Source organism: Gracilibacillus pellucidus, from assembly GCF_033949965.1.
Classification (GTDB): Bacteria; Bacillota; Bacilli; order Bacillales; family Amphibacillaceae; genus Gracilibacillus; species Gracilibacillus pellucidus.
Genome location: NZ_JAWZSR010000019.1, coordinates 1 through 21,534, shown reverse-complemented (window position 1 = coordinate 21,534; position 21,534 = coordinate 1). Strand labels below are relative to the sequence as shown.

At 37.0% G+C, this 21,534-nt stretch carries 17 protein-coding genes, 1 other RNA gene and 1 other annotated feature; of the genes, 14 read left to right on the top strand and 4 right to left on the bottom strand.

Going from position 1 to position 21,534, the window contains the following annotated elements:
* Positions 1-192 precede the first annotated feature (192 nt).
* Positions 193-1,731, bottom strand: a complete 1,539-nt coding sequence (gene spoVB, locus SH601_RS17120; protein WP_319959560.1) for a stage V sporulation protein B — start codon at positions 1,729-1,731, stop codon at positions 193-195.
* A 143-nt stretch (positions 1,732-1,874) separates the two neighbouring features.
* On the opposite strand from spoVB, the gene SH601_RS17115 reads away from it, so the two are divergent.
* The 7 genes from SH601_RS17115 to dtd all read left to right on the top strand — a co-directional run bounded on the left by SH601_RS17115 (position 1,875) and on the right by dtd (position 10,820).
* Positions 1,875-2,171 (top strand): post-transcriptional regulator, encoded by a 297-nt coding sequence (locus tag SH601_RS17115; RefSeq protein ID WP_319959559.1) that lies wholly within the window; start codon positions 1,875-1,877, stop codon positions 2,169-2,171.
* Positions 2,172-2,249: 78 nt separating this feature from the next.
* Positions 2,250-4,508: a protein translocase subunit SecDF gene (gene secDF, locus SH601_RS17110; protein WP_319959558.1), complete on the top strand. Its 2,259-nt coding sequence runs from the start codon at positions 2,250-2,252 to the stop codon at positions 4,506-4,508.
* 141 nt (positions 4,509-4,649) lie between these two features.
* Positions 4,650-4,979 (top strand): LapA family protein, encoded by a 330-nt coding sequence (locus SH601_RS17105; protein ID WP_319959557.1) that lies wholly within the window; start codon positions 4,650-4,652, stop codon positions 4,977-4,979.
* 57 nt (positions 4,980-5,036) lie between these two features.
* Entirely contained in the window at positions 5,037-7,358 is a 2,322-nt protein-coding gene (gene recJ / locus SH601_RS17100) for a single-stranded-DNA-specific exonuclease RecJ (protein ID WP_319959556.1), read from the top strand.
* Positions 7,348-7,860, top strand: a complete 513-nt coding sequence (locus SH601_RS17095; protein WP_319959555.1) for an adenine phosphoribosyltransferase — start codon at positions 7,348-7,350, stop codon at positions 7,858-7,860. The genes recJ and SH601_RS17095 overlap by 11 nt, the downstream gene beginning before the upstream one ends.
* 284 nt (positions 7,861-8,144) lie before the next feature.
* Entirely contained in the window at positions 8,145-10,349 is a 2,205-nt protein-coding gene (locus tag SH601_RS17090) for a RelA/SpoT family protein (RefSeq protein WP_319959553.1), read from the top strand.
* 18 nt (positions 10,350-10,367) lie between these two features.
* Positions 10,368-10,820, top strand: a complete 453-nt coding sequence (dtd, locus tag SH601_RS17085; protein ID WP_319959551.1) for a D-aminoacyl-tRNA deacylase — start codon at positions 10,368-10,370, stop codon at positions 10,818-10,820.
* A gap of 402 nt (positions 10,821-11,222) precedes the next feature.
* Here dtd and SH601_RS17080 read toward each other — a convergent pair whose 3' ends face one another.
* On the bottom strand, positions 11,223-12,083 hold the full coding sequence (locus tag SH601_RS17080; RefSeq protein ID WP_319959550.1) for an N-acetylmuramoyl-L-alanine amidase family protein: 861 nt from the start codon (positions 12,081-12,083) through the stop codon (positions 11,223-11,225).
* Positions 12,084-12,189: 106 nt separating this feature from the next.
* Here SH601_RS17080 and SH601_RS17075 point away from each other — a divergent pair, with 106 nt between their 5' ends.
* The 4 genes from SH601_RS17075 to ssrS all read left to right on the top strand — a co-directional run bounded on the left by SH601_RS17075 (position 12,190) and on the right by ssrS (position 16,065).
* On the top strand, positions 12,190-12,363 hold the full coding sequence (locus tag SH601_RS17075) for a hypothetical protein (protein ID WP_319959549.1): 174 nt from the start codon (positions 12,190-12,192) through the stop codon (positions 12,361-12,363).
* A 52-nt stretch (positions 12,364-12,415) separates the two neighbouring features.
* Positions 12,416-12,644, top strand: a binding site (T-box leader).
* 116 nt (positions 12,645-12,760) lie between these two features.
* Positions 12,761-14,023 carry a histidine--tRNA ligase gene (gene hisS / locus SH601_RS17070; protein ID WP_319959548.1) on the top strand — a complete coding sequence of 421 codons (1,263 nt, stop codon included), beginning with the start codon at positions 12,761-12,763 and terminating at the stop codon, positions 14,021-14,023.
* 11 nt (positions 14,024-14,034) lie between these two features.
* Entirely contained in the window at positions 14,035-15,786 is a 1,752-nt protein-coding gene (aspS, locus tag SH601_RS17065) for an aspartate--tRNA ligase (protein WP_319959547.1), read from the top strand.
* Positions 15,787-15,872: 86 nt separating this feature from the next.
* Positions 15,873-16,065: non-coding RNA, 6S RNA (gene ssrS, locus SH601_RS17060), on the top strand.
* 182 nt (positions 16,066-16,247) lie between these two features.
* Here the strand turns inward: ssrS and SH601_RS17055 are convergent.
* Together SH601_RS17055 and SH601_RS17050 are read right to left on the bottom strand one after the other, a co-directional pair.
* Positions 16,248-16,967 carry an RsfA family transcriptional regulator gene (locus SH601_RS17055; RefSeq protein WP_319959546.1) on the bottom strand — a complete coding sequence of 240 codons (720 nt, stop codon included), beginning with the start codon at positions 16,965-16,967 and terminating at the stop codon, positions 16,248-16,250.
* A 144-nt stretch (positions 16,968-17,111) separates the two neighbouring features.
* On the bottom strand, positions 17,112-18,374 hold the full coding sequence (locus tag SH601_RS17050) for a replication-associated recombination protein A (protein ID WP_319959561.1): 1,263 nt from the start codon (positions 18,372-18,374) through the stop codon (positions 17,112-17,114).
* Between the two features lie 235 nt (positions 18,375-18,609).
* Between SH601_RS17050 and cymR the strand changes: the two genes are divergently transcribed.
* The 3 genes from cymR to mnmA are packed head-to-tail and all read left to right on the top strand — an operon-like array spanning position 18,610 to position 21,313.
* Positions 18,610-19,029 (top strand): cysteine metabolism transcriptional regulator CymR, encoded by a 420-nt coding sequence (gene cymR / locus SH601_RS17045; protein WP_319959545.1) that lies wholly within the window; start codon positions 18,610-18,612, stop codon positions 19,027-19,029.
* Positions 19,030-19,047: 18 nt separating this feature from the next.
* Positions 19,048-20,190, top strand: a complete 1,143-nt coding sequence (locus tag SH601_RS17040; RefSeq protein ID WP_319959544.1) for a cysteine desulfurase family protein — start codon at positions 19,048-19,050, stop codon at positions 20,188-20,190.
* Between the two features lies 1 nt (position 20,191).
* On the top strand, positions 20,192-21,313 hold the full coding sequence (mnmA, locus tag SH601_RS17035) for a tRNA 2-thiouridine(34) synthase MnmA (RefSeq protein ID WP_413775143.1): 1,122 nt from the start codon (positions 20,192-20,194) through the stop codon (positions 21,311-21,313).
* Positions 21,314-21,534 lie beyond the last annotated feature (221 nt).

Sequence of the window (21,534 nt, the reverse complement as noted above, 5' to 3'; positions counted from 1 at the left end):
TTTTTCAACCGTTCTTGTTGAAAAAGTTAGTTGAAGCCGTGCCCATGGAAAGCGGAGTATTCTGACGTAGCGATTACCTACTACTCACTAGAAGTAGAATGGGTGAGCATATTTCATGGAGCAGCCAGCATGGACCAACGTCTACTATCACTTTTAGACAGTGATACTTTGCCTGCTCTAACGGAGTTATGGTTATTTTTTGCGTAACTGTTGTAATTCATCTTTGCTGATAAATTGCATGCCGAATAAAAAGATGATATAGCTTATGAATAATAAAAGGATGATAAGGATAAAGGTTAAAATATCTGTTGATTGGAACGGGAAAATACGCGTTAGTAATAGTCCCATCCAGAAGGTCAATCCAATTAATATAATCATTTTCAAAATCATTTTTATCGGTATGTAAAAGCGAATCTTACGAAATAGTGTGACCAAATGAAAAATGGTACCTATCATAACACCAGCACACATAGCGATCGCAGCTCCATATATGCCAATTTGAGGATTAGTTGCTAAACAAAGCAGGACAACGAATTTAATAATAGTGGCGCAAATACTATTCCACATTGCTTGTTTCGCCAAGTCTAATGCTTGCAAGGCAGCATTTAACGGATATTGAATATACATAAATAAAAAGCAAGGTGCCATTATTTTTAGAAATAGGCTAGCGCTAGTTGAACCGTACATGTTTTGTAAAATAAAATCAGCAAAGAGTGTTAATAGTACTGTTGCAATCGCACCAGAAGCAAAAGATAGTCGGATTGCTTGGTGAATGCGATAATGGACTAATTTTTTGTGTTGCTTCGCTTCTGCTTCGCTAATGTTTGGAACCAATGCCACAGCTAATGAATGAGTGATAAAGGTCGGTAAAAAGAGTAATGGCAGGGCATAACCTGTTAGTGCACCGTACTGCTTTGTTGCCACTGTTGCTTGAAAGCCAGCAAATGCAAGACTTTGTGCTACTAGTATTGGTTCTAGAAAATTGGCTATTGAATTAATCATACGACTAGCAGTGCTAGGGAGTGCGATAGAAAACAATTGACGCAATGTATCTCTGCCTGTTTTTATATAGGAATAAACATTTTTTCTTAACTTGATTCTTTTCTTTAATTGGAACATTCGTAGCATAAAGAATAAAGAAGCTGCTTCCCCGATAATTACTGCTACCATTGCTCCTGAAGCGGCAAATTCTATGCCATAAGGGGCTAGCCAAGTAACAAGTAATAATACAAAGGTGATCCGAACGATTTGTTCAATAACTTGCGCATAGCTCTGAGGTTTCATATTTTGCTTACCTTGAAAATATCCGCGAATAACAGCACCAACAGCACTAATTGGAATGATAGGGATAATAGCCATCATCGGATAAAAAACGCGATCATCTGTTAATAGGTAAGTTGAAATGTATGGTATGAGCGAGAACATCAGAATAGATGACAAAATACTTAGAGAAATCGTTATAGATAAGGAAATAATTAATATTTGCTTTATTCTTGGCTGATCATTTCTAGCATCTGCCTCTGCAACCCGCTTCGCTATAGCAATCGGTAGACCTATTTGTGATATCGTATACATGAGGAAGAGAGTGGGAAGCGCCATATTATATAGCCCGATGCCTTCTTCGCCCATGATTCTGGCGACAACAATGCGGTTGATAAAGCCTAAAAATCTAGTGATCATTCCTGCAATTATTAAAATGATCGTGCCTTTTAAAAAATTTTGTTTGGTCACTTCGCTCGACCTGCCTTCTCAAATGGGAAATTATCGTTTACAATGAAGTATATGCATGATGTCAGGACAAGCATGACAATTTTATTTTTATTTTGACCGATAAATAATGCTGCTTTTTTTAAAGATGGATGGAGGAGATGCCCATGACAAAGAAGAAACAAGTCTCGTTATGGAAACATGAATTAGAAGAAGTACTTGAAAGTAAGGTGACAGAATTTCATTTGCTCGATTATTCTAAAGCAACAAAAGAAGATATTTGGGACTGTCTCTCTGAAAAGGTGTGGAAAGGTAATCCAGATAAGCCATTATATGAAGTAGTGCAAGACATACTTCACCTGAAACCAAGTCTGTTTATGACTTATTTAACACAGCAATCTTTAATGGATGATGACTTAGAAGAATCACTTCATGCATTATTAGGTACTCAAAAATCTGATTAGTATCTTTTCATGACTTGAGTTATAAGGCGAGTTTATAGTAATATAGTAGTGTTGTGAAAACGTAGGGAGGCCTTACAAATGGTGAAAAGAGCAAGACTCGTTGCATTTTTCCTAATAGTAATTGTATTAGGAACGGTAATTGCAACAACTTATTCTGATATAGCAAATAAAATGAACCTAGGTCTGGATTTGCAAGGTGGTTTTGAAGTCTTATATGATGTGGAGCCATTGAATGAAGGACAAGAGGTGGATCGTAACACACTGGAAGCAACAGTTGCTACACTGCAAAGGCGTGTAGACGCAATTGGGATTAGTGAGCCAAGCTTCAATATCGAGGAACCAAATCGAATTCGTGTTCAACTAGCAGGTGTAGAAGATCAAGATGAAGCGAGAGAAATGCTTGCCACTACGGCTAATTTATCGTTTAGGGATGTAAATGATCAGTTATATCTTGATGGGGCAGATATAAAAGAAGGTAGTGCGAAGCAAGACTTTCATAGTGAGACCAATCAACCAATTGTAACAGTGAAATTTAAAGATGACGATCGTTTCGGTGATACAACAAAAGAAATAATGGATGACCCAGATCTTGCAAATCAAGTAGTTATTTGGATGGATTATGAAGACGGTGATACATATGAAGAAGAAATTCAAAAGCAAGATTCAAAAGTAATATCCGCTCCGAATTTTAGTTCGGTGTTAAGAACAACAGATATAATGATTGAAGGTAACTTCACCATTGAATCAGCACAACAATTAGCTGATTTATTAAATGCAGGTTCGTTGCCAGTTAAACTGAAAGAGGAGTATTCGACTTCTGTAGGTGCTCAATTTGGTCAACAAGCGTTACAAAAAACGGTTTTCGCTAGTATGTTAGGGGTTCTGTTAATTTTTATCTATATGATATTCTATTACCGATTCCCTGGTGTAGTTGCAGCCATTACATTAAGTATTTATGTATACTTAGTATTGCTCGTTTTCCAATTAATGAATGGTGTACTCACCTTACCAGGTATTGCGGCGCTCGTTCTCGGGGTAGGTATGGCAGTTGATGCTAACATTATAACGTATGAACGGATTAAGGAAGAGCTTAAAGAAGGTAAATCAGTTAAAGCCGCCTTTAAAGCAGGTAATAAACATTCGTTATCAACGATATTTGATGCGAATATTACGACAATGATTGCTGCAGCAGTATTATTTATCTTTGGTACAAGTTCTGTAAAAGGTTTTGCGACGTTACTGATGGTTAGTATCGTATTAAGCTTTATCACAGCGGTATTCGGTTCAAGATTATTCTTAGGATTATGGGTTCAAAGTAATTGGTTGAATAAACGACCAGGTTGGTTTGGCGTGAAGAAAAATCAAATTCAGGACATTAACAGTCGTGAAGAAATTCAACCAACTGTATTTGGCAAACATTTTGACCTAGTTAAACATCGGAAGAAATTCTTTTCTATTTCCATTGCGTTAGTTGCACTTGGAATTATCTGTCTAGGTATGTTTAGATTGAATCTAGGAATTGATTTTACTGCTGGTTCTCGTGTAGAAGTGTTAGCAGATGATACCTTAACGGCAGAAGAAATTGAAGAAGGGTTCGAGTCATTAAACCTTGAATTAAGTGCACCTGTTGTGTTATCAGGTGATAATCAAAATATTGCGGTAGCACGATTTGGTGAGGACTTATCACAGGAAAAAGTCGCAGAAGTACGTGAATATTTCGCTGACAAATATGGTAATGACCCAACCGTTAATACTGTTTCACCTGTCGTAGGTCAAGAACTAGCAAAAAATGCTATCAAGGCAATAATATACGCGTCGATTGGGATTATTATTTACGTTACTATCCGTTTCGAATTTTATTCTGCGTTAACAGCGATATTAGCGTTGTTACACGATGCATTTTTCATTATTGCATTGTTCAGTATTACTAGGTTAGAGTTTGATGTAACGATTATCGCTGCGATTCTGACGATAGTTGGTTACTCCATTAACGATACGATTGTAACGTTTGACCGGATACGGGAAAACTTGAAGAAAAAGAAAAAAGTCAAATCGTTTGCAGAACTTGCTAAAATTGTTAACCATAGTTTAATGCAAACATTAGCGCGAAGTATTAACACTGTATTAACCGTTATTTTCGCAGCGGTTATGTTGTTAGTATTTGGTGCAAGTTCCATTACGAACTTCTCGTTTGCCTTAGTAGTTGGTTTACTTGCAGGTACGTACTCTTCCTTATTTATCGCTGCCCAAATATGGTTAGTATGGAGAGGGAAAACAGTGAAAGAAAAACCAATTGTCTATAAAGAAAAATCTTATAATGATAGACCACAAGTATAGTGTAAGTGAAAGCTGAGCGCCTTCTAATAGGTGCTCAGCTTCTTACTTGGATAATTTTATTTAGCATAACAAAGTTCGACATTAGTAAATCATTGCTATATACTATGGATAGGGAAATAGTAATTATCTAGGAGGCATAGTATGAAGGGACAAACGTATATCATTTTAGCTGTTGTATTCGCTGTAATTATCGCTGTTTTTGCAGTTATTAATGTCGACCCAGTAGAAGTCAACTTTCTATTCGGTGCAGGGCATGCTCCGCTTATTTTAGTTATTTTATTTTCTGTTTTAATGGGAGCTGTTATTACTGCGGCGGTTAGTATTTTTCGCATTATGCACCTACAAAGAGAATTAAAAGTAACGAAAAAAGAATTAAGTAACTTGACAGTAAGTGATGCAAATGTTTATGATGTTAGCTCGGAAGAAGTAAATTTAGCAGAAATAGAAGAAAAGAACGATACAGTAAAATAATTCTGTTTGCTACCCTTGATACACTTCCTGTATAATAAGTGAGTCAGGGGTGAATTTATGTTAGAAAGTCAATCAAACTGGATTTTTACATATAACGATAAAGATGGGGTGGATACAGAGAATTTACAGAATGTGAACGTATCTCCCGTTGTAAAACGATTATTGTTGCAAAGAGGAATCGAAACAGTTGAAGAAGCTACCAACTTTCTTAACCCAAGTTTAGAACAGCTACACAATACAAGTGACTTTTCGCAAATAGATAAAGCAATTAGTCGTGTCAAACAGGCGATTGAACATGGTGAAAGTATTTTAGTGTATGGTGACTATGATGCAGATGGTGTTACATCAACTACCGTAATGGTTGAAGCACTCCGGGAAAGTGGTGCAATGTGTGATTATTATATACCTAACCGCTTTACAGAAGGATATGGTCCGAATGAGGAGGCATTTCGTGAGGCGCATCGGCAAGGATTCCAATTAATTATTACAGTCGATAATGGAATTGCAGGTATAGATGAGGTTGCTGTTGCCAATGAATTAGGAGTGGATGTTATTATTACGGATCACCATGAAGTACAAGAGCGTTTGCCAGAAGCATTTGCTATTATTCATCCGAAATGTTCCGAGAATTACCCTTTTAAAGAATTAGCAGGTGTAGGTGTCGCATTCAAATTTGCAGAACATTTACTCGGTTATTTTCCTAAACAATTTTTAGATCTTGTTGTAATAGGAACGATTGCAGATTTGGTACCATTGAAAGATGAGAATCGAGTGTTGGTACATAAAGGCTTGCAAGCTTTAAGCCGTTCTGAGCGAAAAGGGATCAAAGCTTTGAAGAAACTATGTAAAATAGAAGGCAATGTAACCGAAGAAGATATCGGTTTTCGAATTGCTCCTAGACTAAATGCAGTTGGTCGTTTGCAAGATGCTAACTTGGCTGTTGATCTGTTGATAACGGAAGATTCAGAGGAAGCGGAAGAGCTTGCTGAATATGTGCAAGAATTGAATACAGAGCGACAAAAAATAGTAGCAGATATTACAAAAGAAGCTACTGATATGTTTGAAGCGTCTGATTCAGATAAGCGCGTTATTATTGTAGCAAAAGAAGGCTGGAACCAAGGAGTGCTAGGTATTGTAGCATCTAAGCTAGTGCAAACTTATTATCGTCCGGCAATTGTTCTCTCGATTGATTCGGAAACAAATAATGCCAAAGGTTCTGCAAGGAGTATTGAAGGATTTGATATGTTTCAAAATTGTATGAAGCATAAAGATTTATTCACTCATTTTGGTGGCCATGCTCAAGCAGCAGGAATGACTTTACCTTTGGAAAATGTTGCTGAGCTTGAAATGGAACTGGATAAACTAGCGAAAGGACAATTAACGGAAGCGGATTATAAGCCACAATTAACTGTTAGTGGATCATTAGCTATTAGTGAAATAGACATGGAGTTACTGGAAACGATTGATCAGTTAGCTCCATTTGGAATGGCTAATCCAAAGCCGTTGTTTCATATTGAGGCAATTCCAACAGAAATGAAACAAATCGGTGCCACCAAAAATCATTTGAAAGTAAAATTTGTAGAGTCAGGTATACAGTTGGACAGTATAGGATTTGGCTTTGGTGATAAGGCGACGTCTGTTGCAAAGCAAACACCGATTGAAGTAGTTGGAGAATTACAAGTAAATGAGTGGAATGGTATTCGTAAACCACAATTAATGATAAAAGATCTAGCAGTAACTAGCTGGCAACTTTTTGATTATCGAGGTGTCAAAAACTGGTCTAGTCAATTAGATGAAAACCTTGATAATCATTATTTTGTGAGCTTTCAAGGTAATGATTACAATGGGCTAACTATCTCTGATAAGGAGACTGTGTTGAGTGTGACGGAACCAATTGATGCACTATATTTACTGGATTTGCCAAGTGCAGTAACAGACCTACAAGAATTACTGAACAAAGTTGATTTCAAGCGATTATATGTTTGTTTTTCAACAGATGGTGATTATTTTCGCTCATTACCTTCAAGAGAAGAATTTAAGTGGCTGTATCAATTATTGTTGAAGCGAAAATACTTTGACTATAAAACAGATGCACCAAAGCTTGCTAAATACAAGGGATGGAAATTAGAAAAAATCAAATTTATGTTTCAAGTTTTTCATGAGCTTCATTTTTTGACGAGACAAGACGAATTGATTGTTTTAGCAGATAACCCATCAAAAAAAGATTTAGCAGAAGCTGAAGTATATAAAGCAAGAAAAAATCAACTGGAACTAGAAGAATTATTCATTTATTCTTCTTATACACAATTAAAAACATGGTTTTCTGAGCAAATGAACAAAGCTGAGATACCAGAGGAGGAAATCGTTTATGGATTATAAAAAATATATTACAGTAGTGGAAGATTGGCCGAAAGAAGGGGTGCAGTTTAAAGACATTACGACTTTGATGGACAATGGACCTGCCTATAAGTCAGCGGTAAATGAAATTGTTGAGTATGCTAAAAGTAAAGAAGTGGATCTAGTTGTTGGACCTGAGGCACGTGGGTTTATCGTTGGTTGCCCTGTTTCCTATGCGTTAGAAATTGGATTTGCGCCAGTAAGAAAAGAAGGTAAGCTTCCACGTGAAGTAATTAAAGTGGATTACGGCTTAGAGTACGGCGAGAATGTATTAACGATTCACAAAGACGCTATCAAACCAGGACAACGAGTACTTATTACAGACGACTTATTAGCAACAGGTGGAACAATCGAAGCTACGATTAAATTAGTAGAAGAGCTAGGTGGAATTGTAGTAGGATGTGCATTCCTAATCGAATTAAGTTACCTTGACGGACGCGATAAATTAGAAGGCTATGACGTATTAACATTAATGGAATATTAAAAACAAGGACATGAGTTCAAAACACTGAACCATGTCCTTTTGTTATAAACAAACATAACTTACTTCATACGGTATTTGACGAACAGAAACGGGTATGTTCCATTTACAACGTGATAAATGCTGGTGAAAGTAGGGTCAAACATACCAACAATAATAATGAAAAAAACTAAAATGAAGTAAAATGTCGATATTTGAAAAGAATAAGAGGAAATATTGTGTGATTTTTGTTATGATAGATAAAACACGTAAAAATGCGTAGTTAGTCTAAAAGTAAAGGTGATTATATGGCAAAGGATAAAATTTTAGCGCCTGAGGATATATTTGAAGAGGCGAAGAATTATTTGAATGATGAAGATATTCGCTTTATAAAAGATGCGTATGATTATGCGGAAAAAGCACATGAAGGCCAGTTTCGTAAATCTGGAGAGCCATATATCATTCATCCAATTCAGGTTGCTGGAATATTATTGGATTTAAGACTAGACCCTGAAACAATAGCAGGTGGCTTTTTACATGATGTTGTAGAGGACACAGAAGTAACGGTAGAGGATTTAGAAGAGGCATTTAATGAAGAAGTTGCGATGCTAGTTGATGGGGTTACAAAGCTCGGAAAAATTAAATATAAGTCTAAAGAAGCACAGCAAGCAGAAAATCATCGCAAAATGTTTATTGCGATGTCAAAAGATATCCGGGTTATTTTAATTAAGCTTGCGGATCGTTTGCATAATATGCGGACATTGAAGCATTTACCTGCTGAGAAGCAACGTCGTATTTCCAATGAAACATTAGAAATCTTCGCTCCTCTCGCACATAGATTAGGGATATCTGCGATTAAATGGGAGTTGGAAGATACAGCGTTACGTTATTTAAATCCACAACAATATTATCGCATCGTTCACTTGATGAAACAAAAGCGTGAAGAACGTGAATATTATATTCAAGAAGTTATGGATGAAGTGAAAAAGCAACTAGACGGTGTCAATATTGAAGCGGACTTTTCAGGTAGGCCGAAGCACTTATATAGTATTTATCGTAAGATGATGCTACAGAAAAAACAGTTTAACGAAATTTATGACTTATTAGCTGTAAGGATAATCGTTTCAAGTATTAAAGACTGTTATGCCGTCTTAGGAATTATTCATACTTGTTGGAAGCCGATGCCTGGACGTTTCAAAGATTATATTGCAATGCCTAAGGCTAATTTATATCAATCACTTCATACAACAGTAATTGGGCCAAAAGGAGCGCCATTAGAAGTACAAATTCGTACAAAAGAAATGCATGAGATTGCAGAGTACGGAATTGCAGCACACTGGGCATATAAAGAAGGTAAAACAGTAAATCCTCAGCAAAAAGCTAATGAGGATCGTCTTGCATGGTTCCGTGAGATTCTGGAATGGCAAAGTGACACAAATGATGCAGAAGAATTCATGGAGTCATTAAAAGTCGATCTGTTTTCTGACATGGTATATGTCTTTACACCGAAAGGCGATGTCATTGAATTACCACGTGGATCTGTCCCTTTGGATTTTGCCTATAAAATCCATACGGAGGTTGGTAACCATACAATAGGAGCGAAAATTAATGGCAAAATGGAGCCACTTGATTATCCATTAAATAATGGTGATATTGTTGAAGTGATGACTTCTAAACATTCATATGGACCGTCACAAGACTGGATAAAGATGACCCAAACATCCCAAGCGAAAAATAAAATTAAACAATTTTTCAAGAAACAAAGACGGGATGAGAATGTTAATAATGGTCGCGAAATGGTTGATGAGGAATTAAAACAAGCAGGCTTTGAACCGAAAGAGATATTAACGGAAGATAATATCCAACTAGCTATGGAGAAATTTAGTTTCGGCTCGGAAGAGGATATGTTTGCAGCGGTAGGTTATCACGGTATAACTGCGGCCCAAATCGTCACAAGGTTGACGGAAAGAATTCGTCAGCAACAAGAAAAAGACAAGAAAATCGAAGAGACGATTGAAGAAGTAAATGCAAGCGGCCAATCGATGAAGAAAAAATCAAAAAGAGATTCAGGTGTTAGGGTAGACGGTGTTGACAATATGCTTGTCCGCCTGTCTAAATGTTGTAATCCTGTTCCAGGTGATAAAATTATTGGCTATATTACGAAAGGCCGAGGTGTATCTGTGCACCGACATGATTGTCCTAATGTACTTGCGGATGATGCGAAGGATCGATTAATTCATGTAGAGTGGGAAAATACAGAGTCTGAATCAAAAGCTTATCATGTTGATTTAGAGATATCCGGCTATGACCGACGAGGACTACTAAATGATGTCCTGCAGGGAATTAATGAATCAAAAACGAATATTATTGCCGTGAATGGACGTTCAGATCGTAATAAAATTGCGATTATTAATGTCACCATTTTAATTCATAATATTAATCATTTGCGTCGAATTGTTGAACGATTAAAACAAATAAAAGATGTTTATACAGTAGAACGAATGATTCAATAAGTAATAGGAGTAATGAGCATGAAAGTAATCTTGCAACGTGTAACAGATGCATCTGTTACAGTAGATAACGAAGTAATTGGGAAAATACAAGATGGTTATGTTGCTTTAGTAGGTGTTACACATGAGGATACGGTAGAAGATGTGGAGTATTTAGTGAATAAAACCATTCATTTACGTGTTTTTGAAGATGAAAATGGAAAGATGAATGTCTCTTTGCAGGATACCAAAGGGAGTGTTCTTTCCATTTCTCAGTTTACTCTTTATGGAGATACACGAAAAGGTAGAAGACCGAATTTTATGGAAGCAGCAAAGCCAGATCATGCGGAAAAGCTTTATGAGCTTTATAATGAAAGACTTAGAGAAGAAGGCATTCATGTTGAAACAGGAAAATTTGGTGCGGAAATGGATGTAGCACTTACGAACAATGGACCAGTAACCATGATTCTTGAAAGTGAAGCGCAACGTAAATAATGAAAAAAGATCGTGCATAGCCCAGCACGGTCTTTTTTTAACGTTTTTTGCTAAGAAGTCTCCATCTTCAGGTGTGCGTGTGGCGATAGCTCAACGGTAAGGTGGAGATGAATGGGCTTCCGGTCAAGTATGTCTTTAGATATGCTAATTAACCGAACGTACGTTTCTATACTTGCTATGAAGTGTTCTTTGATAACTGGATATATAAAGTTGCATGGGAAATGAAAAGTGCGAAAACCAAGCTAAATCCCCCCATGAGTAAAATATCCAAGGTAAAAAAACTCCGATTTGTCGAACATCTAGGACAGAAACTTCCCGAAGTAATGCTCATGGAGACGAAAGGATGCTTTCGTCTTGGAAGTGAGAAGCTCCCACTTCAAGCATAGTTAAGTAGCGAGTAGTTCACTGAAAGTATAATGATAATCCTCTTGCTATTCCTCTGCTTATTGCCCGAAGATGTGCTCGGGATTGAATGTTTTTTTCTTCCTTTTCATTCGAAATAAAACCTAATTCTAGCAGTAAGGACGGTAGGTGATTGGTACGTAATACATGTAAATCGCGCTCTTCGATACCACGATCTGTTACTAGTGTTTCATGAATGATTTCCTGATGGACAAATTGAGCAAGTTGCTTATCTCTTCTCGCCATATAATAAGTATCTATGCCATTCGCAGTTGGTAATTCAGGTGTGCTATTGTAATGTATGCTAAGAAATACGTCTGCTTTCATGAGGTTAGCGAAGGTTGTACGACTAGTTAAGGGAACATATCTGTCAGTCTCTCGTGTTAATAAGACTTCTGCGCCTGCTTCTTCTAATACCTCTTGAAGTATTTTTGCTGTTTTCAACGTGTAATCACTCTCATGTTGACCGGAAACACCGATAGCCCCAGTATCTCTATCGCCATGTCCTGGATCAATCACAATCTTTTTCCGATAAAGGTTTTCCACACTATGTTTTATCGTTTTAGAGGAGTGATTGATATTGTTTCCCTTTTTACTACTTTCTTCTATAGAATAATAATCTTGATGAATCCATCCTTCCACTTCATCCATTTCGATTTTAGCCCAGTTTCCTGTTTCTTCTAAAATTTCATAGTTTTCTGGAGTATGGACTTGTGTAATAACGTCAAACTCCACACCAGGGCCACTACGAACATTTACATTCATTCCATCAATTTGCCCTGTTTTTGCATAAAGGATGAAAACAAGTGAGAACATAACTGTAAAACAAAGTGTGATGAGGATAAAGAGTTTCCATTTCAATTAAATAGAGCTCCCTTCGCTTCAATTCTTTATTAACACGGTGTAGATAAGTCTCACTTTATAGTAACGAAGATGTAAGGAAAAGTAAAAAGGTAGGGATAAACATATGCATACACATGACAAACTGAATCGAAAAGCAGCGACAAATCATCAATTCACAAGAAGTATTCACCATTTTAGAGAATTTCAATCAAGAAATTATCAAACTGAAATTGCCGCTCAATTTGATATTGCACTACACTCTACACAAAAAATAGCGAAAAACCGTAAACAAACTTGACAAATACCTTGATAAGCGATTATGATATAAGAAATTCAAATGATCTGAATAAATAAAGTCAGTGAAAGAAAGAGTAGCTGAGAACCAGTAGGAAAGAGAGAGAATTCCGGTGGCTGAAAGAATTCTTGCTAACTGACTCATGTGAAAGACATTCTGGAGACTTTGTGCCGAAACAGACATCTAGTAGGCATAAACGTAGGCAGGCGTTAACTGTTTGAGTGGAAGTGGTTCGTATACTACTTCAACTAGGGTGGTAACACGGGTAATCTCTCGTCCCTTTTTTGGGATGGGAGTTTTTTTATACGCTTAAAAGTGTAAGGAATGCTACGTAGTTCTTGTGAAAAGAGGATGACCTGGAGTTTTTCTAATGCTTATAAGGAATAAAGGAGGACACATAATGAAAGCACCGAGAGGTACACAGGATCTTTTACCTGGTGTAACGGAGCAATGGCAATATGTCGAGGAAAAATTAAAGGAATTAACGAAAAATTATCATTACAAAGAAATTCGCACACCGATTTTTGAACATACGGAATTATTCCAACGAAGTGTTGGGGATACTACAGATATTGTTCAAAAAGAGATGTATACTTTTACAGATAAAGGTGATCGAAGCATTACATTAAGACCAGAGGGAACTGCTTCTGTTGCGCGTTCATATGTAGAGCACAAACTATTTGGGCTTCCCAATCAACCTACCAAGTTATTTTATGTAGGTCCAATGTTTCGTTATGAACGACCTCAACAGGGAAGAATGCGTCAATTTGTGCAATTTGGTGTAGAGGTTTTAGGCAGTGCAGATCCAGCAATTGATGCAGAAGTGATGTCACTTGCGATGAACGCATATCGCTCATTAGGATTAAAATCATTAAAACTAGTCATTAACAGTCTTGGTGATAAAGAAAGTAGAGAGAAACACCGTCAAGCATTAGTAGACCACTTTAGCCCTGTAGTAGATGAGCTTTGTAATGATTGTCAATCTAGATTACATACGAATCCATTACGTATTTTAGACTGTAAAAAGGATCGCGACCATCCAAAAATGAAAGATGCGCCATCTATTTTAGATTATTTAAATGACTACTCGAAGGAATATTTCGAAAAAGTAAAAGCATACTTAGATGCGATGAATATACCGTATGAAGTGGATCCGAATTTAGTACGTGGTTTGGATTACTACAACCATACTGCTTTCGAAATTATGAGTGATGCAGAAGGTTTTGGTGCGATTACAACTCTATCAGGTGGGGGACGCTATAATGGTCTTGTTCAAGAATTAGGTGGACCAGAAACGCCTGGTATAGGATTTGCACTTAGTATCGAACGACTTTTAATGGCGTTAGAGAAAGAAGGAGTAGAGTTACCAATCGATGATCAGCTGGATTGCTTTGTTGTTTCATTAGGAGATGAGGCTAACCTGAAGGCTGCAGCAGTCGTGAATGAATTGCGTCAGGCTGGTGTCCAAGTGGATAAAGATTATCAAGGTAAAAAATTCAAAGGCCAATTTAAATCTGCTGACAGATTAAAGGCGAAGTACGTGTTAGTACTAGGGGATGACGAATTAGCTAACAATCAAATTTCTGTGAAAAATATGGAAACAGGGGATCAGGAAGCTGTTTCATTCGATCAATTAACAACGTATATTAAAGGAAAGTTATAAGGGGGATATCAATGCGTACTTTAGCAGGAAGTTTACGAAAAGAACATGTAGATCAAGAAGTAACGCTAAAAGGATGGGTGCAAAAGCGACGTGATCTGGGAGAAATCATTTTTATTGATTTACGAGATCGCTCTGGTATTGTACAAGCTGTGTTTAATACAGAGAATAGCGAAGAAACACATGCGATAGGTGATAGTGTTCGTAGTGAATATGTCATTGAAGTTACAGGTAAAGTAGTAGAAAGAGCTACTGAAACGAAAAATGAAAAACTTGCTACTGGTGATGTCGAAATTATCGTATCTGAAGTTCGTGTGTTGAACGAAGCGAAGACACCGCCATTTACTTTAACAGATGATGTAGAGGTATCAGAAGATATTCGTCTTAAATATCGCTATTTGGATTTACGTAGAGAAGTAATGCAAGATACATTTAAATTACGTCATAAAGCAACACAATCCATTCGTGAATTTTTAAATAGCGAGGATTTCTTAGAAATGGAAACACCGATGCTTACAAAGAGTACACCAGAAGGTGCGCGTGACTATTTAGTTCCAAGTCGTGTTCATGAAGGTTACTTTTATGCATTACCACAATCACCGCAACTATTTAAGCAATTGTTAATGGTTGCAGGATTTGAGAAATATTATCAATTTGCACGTTGTTTCCGTGATGAAGACTTGCGTGCAGACCGTCAGCCAGAATTTACACAAATCGACATTGAAACATCATTTATGTCTATGGATGATATTATGCAAATGACAGAGCGAATGATGCAGAAAGTAATGAAAGATGTTAAAGGGATTGATATTAACACGCCATTTACACGTATGCCATATGATGAAGCAATGGAACGCTTTGGTTCTGATAAGCCAGATGTACGATTTGAAATGGAATTAGTCAACCTATCAGAAGCAGTAAAAGAATCTGGCTTCAAAGTATTTCGTCAAACTGTAGAAGATGGTGGAAAAGTAAGTGCGATCAACGTAAAAGACAAAGCGAGTGAATACTCTCGTAAAGATCTTGATAAATTAACAGACTTTGCTAAGATTTACGGTGCTAAAGGTCTAGCATGGTTGAAAGTAGACGAAGAGTCATTAGTTGGTCCGATTGCGAAGTTCTTCTCTGAAGAAGAACAGGCAGAGTTCCGTACATTGCTTGATGCAAGTGCAGGTGACTTATTATTATTTGTAGCGGATAAGAATCAAGTTGTCTATGATACACTAGGAGCATTACGTTTAAAATTAGCAAAAGATCATGATTTAATTGATGAGAGTAAATTTGAATTTCTATGGGTGACAGATTGGCCGTTATTGGAATATGATGAAGAGGCTGGACGCTACCATGCAGCTCACCATCCATTTACGATGCCATTTGAATCTGATTTTGATAAATTAGATTCAAATCCAGGCGAAGTAAAAGCTCAAGCATATGATTTAGTATTGAATGGTTATGAACTAGGTGGCGGTTCGTTACGTATTTATCAACGTGAAATGCAAAATATTATGTTTGAAAAACTTGGTTTCACCAAGGAAGAAGCAGAAGCACAATTTGGATTCCTATTAGATGCGTTAGAGTACGGTGCACCACCACACGGAGGAATTGCATTCGGATTTGACCGATTAGTTATGTTGCTTGCAGGACGTACAAACTTACGTGATACTATTTTATTCCCGAAAACAGCGTCAGCATCAGATCCAATGACAAATGCACCTAATGCAGTTGATGTTAAACAATTGAATGAATTACACTTAAAATTGAAATAGTAGTAAAGAATTGGTTAAAAGATTGTAAAGATATCCACTTGAATTACAAAATTCGATATGCTATTATGTAGTTAACAAATTGATAGTAAATCCTGATGTGTTCGTTGAATAATGGACGTTTTGACCGAACACCAATTAATCCGGGAGCTTGGCGTTCTTATATGGAATGTATGCCGCTGTATACTTACATAGCGGAAACAAGAAGTATGGGACAGAGCACCCACCTGCTAAGAGCGGGGATCAAAACTTCATCACTAAGACGGCACAATCGGGATTGTCGATTAACAGTAAAGGCACATCATTAATATGATGTGCCTTTTTGGTTGTCTATGATGTTTATAAATGATTAATGAATGCCCGAAATTTTAAAAGAGAGAAAATTAGGTCACTCATTAAGCGAATGAATGACCTAATTTCTTAAAATCGGAAATCATGGTCATTCATATATATACCCTATTCTATTATTTTGCTACTTGTTCTAAGTTTCCGTTTTTATCCATCCGGAATTTCGGGACAGTATGTGAGTCTTCCTCAAATACTACCATCTTTCTAGCTCGTTCAACGATTTGCATAAAGGCTTGATAGTCTTCCTTCATTGTTCTTAATTCATGTTCTAATTCTTTGACTCTTTTCTGCTCATTTTCTAGTTGAGCTTGCATTTGTTCGTTGTCATGTACTAGTTTTTGCTGACTTACTTTAGAAGATTGTAACGATTTTTGTTCTTTCTTTAAATATTGTAAATAACGAATAACTTGATCGAGGTTTAATGTATTTTCATATTTGTATTCAGGCTGATAGGTTTCAGTAATAGGTTTGCTCGGCTGTTCTTGATTATTACGCCAATTTAGCATGGAATATACTTCTTCTTCGATTGTTGTATTTGGTTCATGAGTTGATTGGCTGACTTCTACACTTGGCGGGGTGTACACATTATTTTGGTTAGCAAGTGCCCGCTTATTGTCTTTTCGTTGTTTTTTCGCTATTTGTACAGCTTGTTCATAGTTTTGTCTTACTTCTGCATTCCATCTAAATCCACAGGCTGCAGAAGTTCTATTAAGCTTGTCACCAACTTCATCAAATGCTTTTAATTGTGTACTCCCTTCTCGAATATGACGTAATACAGTTTCCGCTAATAATAGGTCATCTTCATGTGACCAGGCATCTTGACGTACTTTAGCCATAAATGCTCACTCCTTATATGATTCTGTCATTGTTTAATAGATCGTTACATCTGTCATGCCATAGACAGTGCATACTAGATTGATAATCGTTTAAGTCGGATGAACTTACTAGCTATTTTGACCATAAAAGGAGTGAGTTAAACATTATTTTTTTAACTTTTGATATATTTGTTGCAAGCCTTTTTCGAATTTACCAGTATCTTTAGGATGATAGTATTGCTTATTTTTGATTTTATCCGGTAAGTATTGTTGTTGTACCCAGCCACCTTCATAGTTATGAGGGTATTTATAGTCTACACCACGTCCAAGTGATGCTGCTCCTTTATAGTGCGCATCTTTTAAGTGTGCAGGGATTTCTCCGGTATTACCTGTTCGGATGTCATGTAATGCTGCATCAAGAGCAGAATAAGCACTGTTTGATTTTGGTGATAAACATAATTCTACTATTGCAACAGATAAAGGGATTCTTGCTTCTGGAAATCCAATCCGTTCTGCGGTTTGAACAGCGGCAAGTGCTCGTGGGCCTGCTTGTGGATTTGCAAGACCAATATCTTCATAGGCAATAACTAGCATCCTTCTCGCAATACTGTCTAAGTCACCAGCCTCAATTAATCGTCCCAAGTAGTGTAAAGCAGCATCCACATCACTACCTCGTATTGATTTTTGAAAAGCAGATAAAACATCGTAATGGGCATCGCCACCTTTATCGTGTGAGAAGCTTTTTTTCTGCATGCAAGCTTCTGCATTAGCTAAATCAATAATAACATTCCCATCTTTGCGAGGGGTGGAATAAGCGGCCAGCTCTAATCCATTCAATGCTGCTCTCAAGTCACCATTACTAGCATTAGCAAAATGTTCCTTTGCTTCTTCTTCTACTACTAAAGGTAAATCTCCTAGTCCATTTTTACTGTCGTCAATCGCTCTGTTTAACGCATCGATGATATCATTAAGTTCTAAGCGAAATAATTCAAAAATGTGGGAACGACTGCGGATCGCTGGATTGATTGAATGATAAGGATTTTCTGTTGTACAACCGATTAGTGTTATTAAGTTTGATTCAACATGTGGTAAGAGAAAATCTTGTTTTGCTTTATCAAGTCTGTGTACCTCATCTAAAATAACGACAAGTTGCCCAGACATTTTTGCTTCTTCTACAGCGATTTCCATATCTTTTTTCTTATCTATTGCTGCATTTAATAGTTTATAGCGTATTTGTAAACTATTCGCAATGCCAATTGCCATCGAGGTTTTTCCGGTTCCGGGTGGACCATATAGTACCATAGAATGGAGTCTGTTTGCTTCGACCATTCTTCTAATCATTTGTCCGTCTCCAACTAAGTGTTGTTGCCCGATTACTTCATCTATATTTTTAGGTCTCATTCGAAATGCAAGTGGTTGATTCATGATTTGTTACATCCTTTCTCGGTATATCTAGAGCAAGCAACTTGACATTCTATTGCTGCTTTCTTAATATAGGCAAGTATGTAATGACAAGTAAACTGCTAAGAATTGTTCTGCAATAAGTATATCATCCATGCTATAATAACTACTAATGACGAACATTGTAATGTAGTTAAAAAGTCATCATTTGAACACATAGTAAGCATATAGTTTTTTTAATGGGAAAAAATGAGGTGTAACCATGAAGATATCAACAAAAGGTAGATACGGATTAACGATTATGATCGAATTAGCTAGAAATAATGGTAATGGTCCGATGTCTTTAAAAACAATAGCAAAAGAAAACAATTTATCAGAGCATTATTTAGAGCAACTTATTGCTCCACTTAGAAATGCCAGTTTAGTAAAAAGTATTCGCGGTGCATATGGTGGTTATGTACTTGCAAAAGAACCAATTAACATTACAGCTGGTGATATCATTAGAATTTTAGAAGGACCGATTACACCTGTAGAAGGTATTGAAGAGGAAGAACCTGCTAAGCAAGAATTATGGATTAGAATTCGAGATGCAGTTAAGAATGTACTGGATACAACTACATTAGAAGATTTATCTACTTATGGAGAAAAAGGTGTGCAAGATCCTTATATGTTCTATATTTAAAGAAAAGAGTTGAACGGAATGAAAGCTATTTATTTAGATCATGCAGCGACAACCCCAATTCATCCGAAAGTAGCGGAGGTAATGACGGAGAGTCTACAAGCAAATTTCGGTAATCCATCGAGTGTTCATTCTTTCGGCCGTAAAGCTCGTCAAGTACTAGATAAGGCTAGAGCGGTGGCGGCAGCCTCTATTAGCGCTACAGAGAAAGATATTGTTTTTACTAGCGGTGGAACAGAAGCAGATAATATGGCGATAACAGGGGTAGCATTAGCTAATCAAACAAAAGGAAAACATATTATTACTACAAAAATTGAGCATCATGCTACATTACACACAGTAGAAAATTTAGAGAAGCAAGGATTTGAAGCAACTTATCTAGATGTGAATGAAGACGGTGCGATCGATATCAATCAATTGAAAAGTGCTTTAAGAGATGATACAATTCTCGTCACTGTGATGATGGTTAATAACGAAACAGGAGTGATTCAGCCAATTGCTGAGATTGGCCAATTATTAGAGGAGCACAAAGCCTATTTCCATACAGATGCAGTTCAAGCGTACGGCATGCTGCCCATTGATGTTAACGAACTGAAAGTAGATTTACTTACTGTTTCTTCTCATAAAATTAATGGACCAAAAGGATTAGGTTTCTTATATGTAGATCCGAATGTATCGTTACAAGCACTTCAGCACGGTGGTGAACAAGAACGAAAACGTCGTCCAGGCACTGAAAATGTAGCAGCTATTGCCGGATTTACCGAAGCGATTAAGCTCGGTCAAGCAGAACGCGTAGATAGATATAGTAAGTATCAGGGATTTCGCGATCAATTTTTACAAATTTTACGGGAGCAAGAGGTTACGTTCTCGATTAATGGAGAGGACGCAGAACGTGTTCCGAATATCGTTAATGTAAGTTTTCCAGGAACAAATGTGGAAGCATTATTAACGAACTTTGATTTGAGTGGTGTAGCAGCATCAAGTGGAAGTGCTTGTACAGCAGGTTCTGTAGAGCCATCTCATGTACTAAGTGCTATGTTTACTGAAAATAGTAGTTGTACGACTAATTCAATTCGTTTTAGTTTTGGACTAGCGAATGATGAAGAAAATGTATCAGCAGCCGCTGAAAAAATAGGACAAATTGTGAAAAGACTGGCAAAATAAGGTGGTGAAAGAAATGAAGAAAAAAGAAGATACACGAGTTATTGTCGGTATGAGTGGTGGTGTAGATTCTTCTGTTACAGCTCTTTTATTAAAAGAACAAGGCTATGATGTTGTCGGAATCTTTATGAAAAACTGGGATGATACAGATGAATTTGGCGTATGTACCGCTACAGAAGATTTTGATGATGTAGTACGTGTATGTAACCAATTAGATATTCCATACTATGCTGTTAACTTTGAAAAACAGTATTGGGATAAAGTATTTACGTACTTTTTAGATGAATATAAAGCAGGTAGAACACCTAATCCAGACGTAATGTGTAATAAAGAAATTAAGTTTAAAGCATTTCTTGAACATGCGCTTTCTCTTGGTGCGGATTATGTTGCAACAGGACACTACGCGCAAGTAAGACGTGATGGTGATAAGGTAGAAATGTTACGTGGTGTGGATGATAATAAAGATCAAACATACTTCTTGAATCAATTATCAGAAGACGTATTAGAAAAAGTAATGTTCCCACTCGGACATTTACCAAAATCAGAAGTGCGTCGCATTGCACAAGAAAATGGATTAGCAACAGCTGATAAAAAAGATAGTACAGGGATTTGCTTCATTGGTGAAAGAAACTTCAAAGAATTCTTAAGTGAATACTTACCAGCACAACCTGGTAAAATCATGACACTAGATGGTCAAGTAAAAGGTGATCATGACGGATTGATGTATTATACAATCGGTCAACGTCAAGGTCTTGGTATCGGTGGCCCTGGTGGTCCATGGTTTGTTGTAGGTAAAAACTTAAAAGATAATGTTCTTTATGTTGGAGCAGATTATCACAATGATGCATTATATTCTGATGCATTAATCGCGACAGATATTAACTGGATTAATGAAACGCCGACAGAAGCGTTCCATTGTACAGCTAAATTCCGTTATCGTCAAAAAGATAATGGTGTAACAGTTCATCCAAATGCAGATGGTACAGCAAAAGTAGTGTTCGATAATCCTGAACGTGCCATTACTCCAGGCCAAGCAGTTGTCTTTTACAAAGACGAAGTTTGCTTAGGCGGAGGTACCATTGACGAAGTAATCAAAGATGATAAATACCTAGACTATGTAGGATAAGAAAAAGGGGCAGCAAATAAGCTGTCCCTTTCTACTTGAAACACATACATACAAAAATCGCAGTCTAAAAGCGATAGTAGACGTTGGTCCATGCTGGCTGCTCCATGAAATATGCTCACCCATTCTACTTCTAGTGAGTAGTAGGTAATCGCTACGTCAGAATACTCCGCTTTCCATGGGCACGGCTTCAACTAACTTTTTCAACAAGAACGGTTGAAAAA

Bases quoted from the DNA above. Each gene is read 5' to 3' on its own strand.
- recJ (WP_319959556.1), top strand. From the start codon at position 5,037: ATGTTAGAAAGTCAATCAAACTGGATTTTTACATATAACGATAAAGAT.
- SH601_RS17040 (WP_319959544.1), top strand. From the start codon at position 19,048: ATGAAAGCTATTTATTTAGATCATGCAGCGACAACCCCAATTCATCCG.
- secDF (WP_319959558.1), top strand. From the start codon at position 2,250: ATGGTGAAAAGAGCAAGACTCGTTGCATTTTTCCTAATAGTAATTGTA.
- SH601_RS17055 (WP_319959546.1), bottom strand. From the start codon at position 16,967: ATGGCTAAAGTACGTCAAGATGCCTGGTCACATGAAGATGACCTATTA.
- SH601_RS17115 (WP_319959559.1), top strand. From the start codon at position 1,875: ATGACAAAGAAGAAACAAGTCTCGTTATGGAAACATGAATTAGAAGAA.
- dtd (WP_319959551.1), top strand. From the start codon at position 10,368: ATGAAAGTAATCTTGCAACGTGTAACAGATGCATCTGTTACAGTAGAT.
- cymR (WP_319959545.1), top strand. From the start codon at position 18,610: ATGAAGATATCAACAAAAGGTAGATACGGATTAACGATTATGATCGAA.
- SH601_RS17090 (WP_319959553.1), top strand. From the start codon at position 8,145: ATGGCAAAGGATAAAATTTTAGCGCCTGAGGATATATTTGAAGAGGCG.
- aspS (WP_319959547.1), top strand. From the start codon at position 14,035: ATGCGTACTTTAGCAGGAAGTTTACGAAAAGAACATGTAGATCAAGAA.
- SH601_RS17105 (WP_319959557.1), top strand. From the start codon at position 4,650: ATGAAGGGACAAACGTATATCATTTTAGCTGTTGTATTCGCTGTAATT.
- SH601_RS17095 (WP_319959555.1), top strand. From the start codon at position 7,348: ATGGATTATAAAAAATATATTACAGTAGTGGAAGATTGGCCGAAAGAA.
- hisS (WP_319959548.1), top strand. From the start codon at position 12,761: ATGAAAGCACCGAGAGGTACACAGGATCTTTTACCTGGTGTAACGGAG.
- SH601_RS17075 (WP_319959549.1), top strand. From the start codon at position 12,190: ATGCATACACATGACAAACTGAATCGAAAAGCAGCGACAAATCATCAA.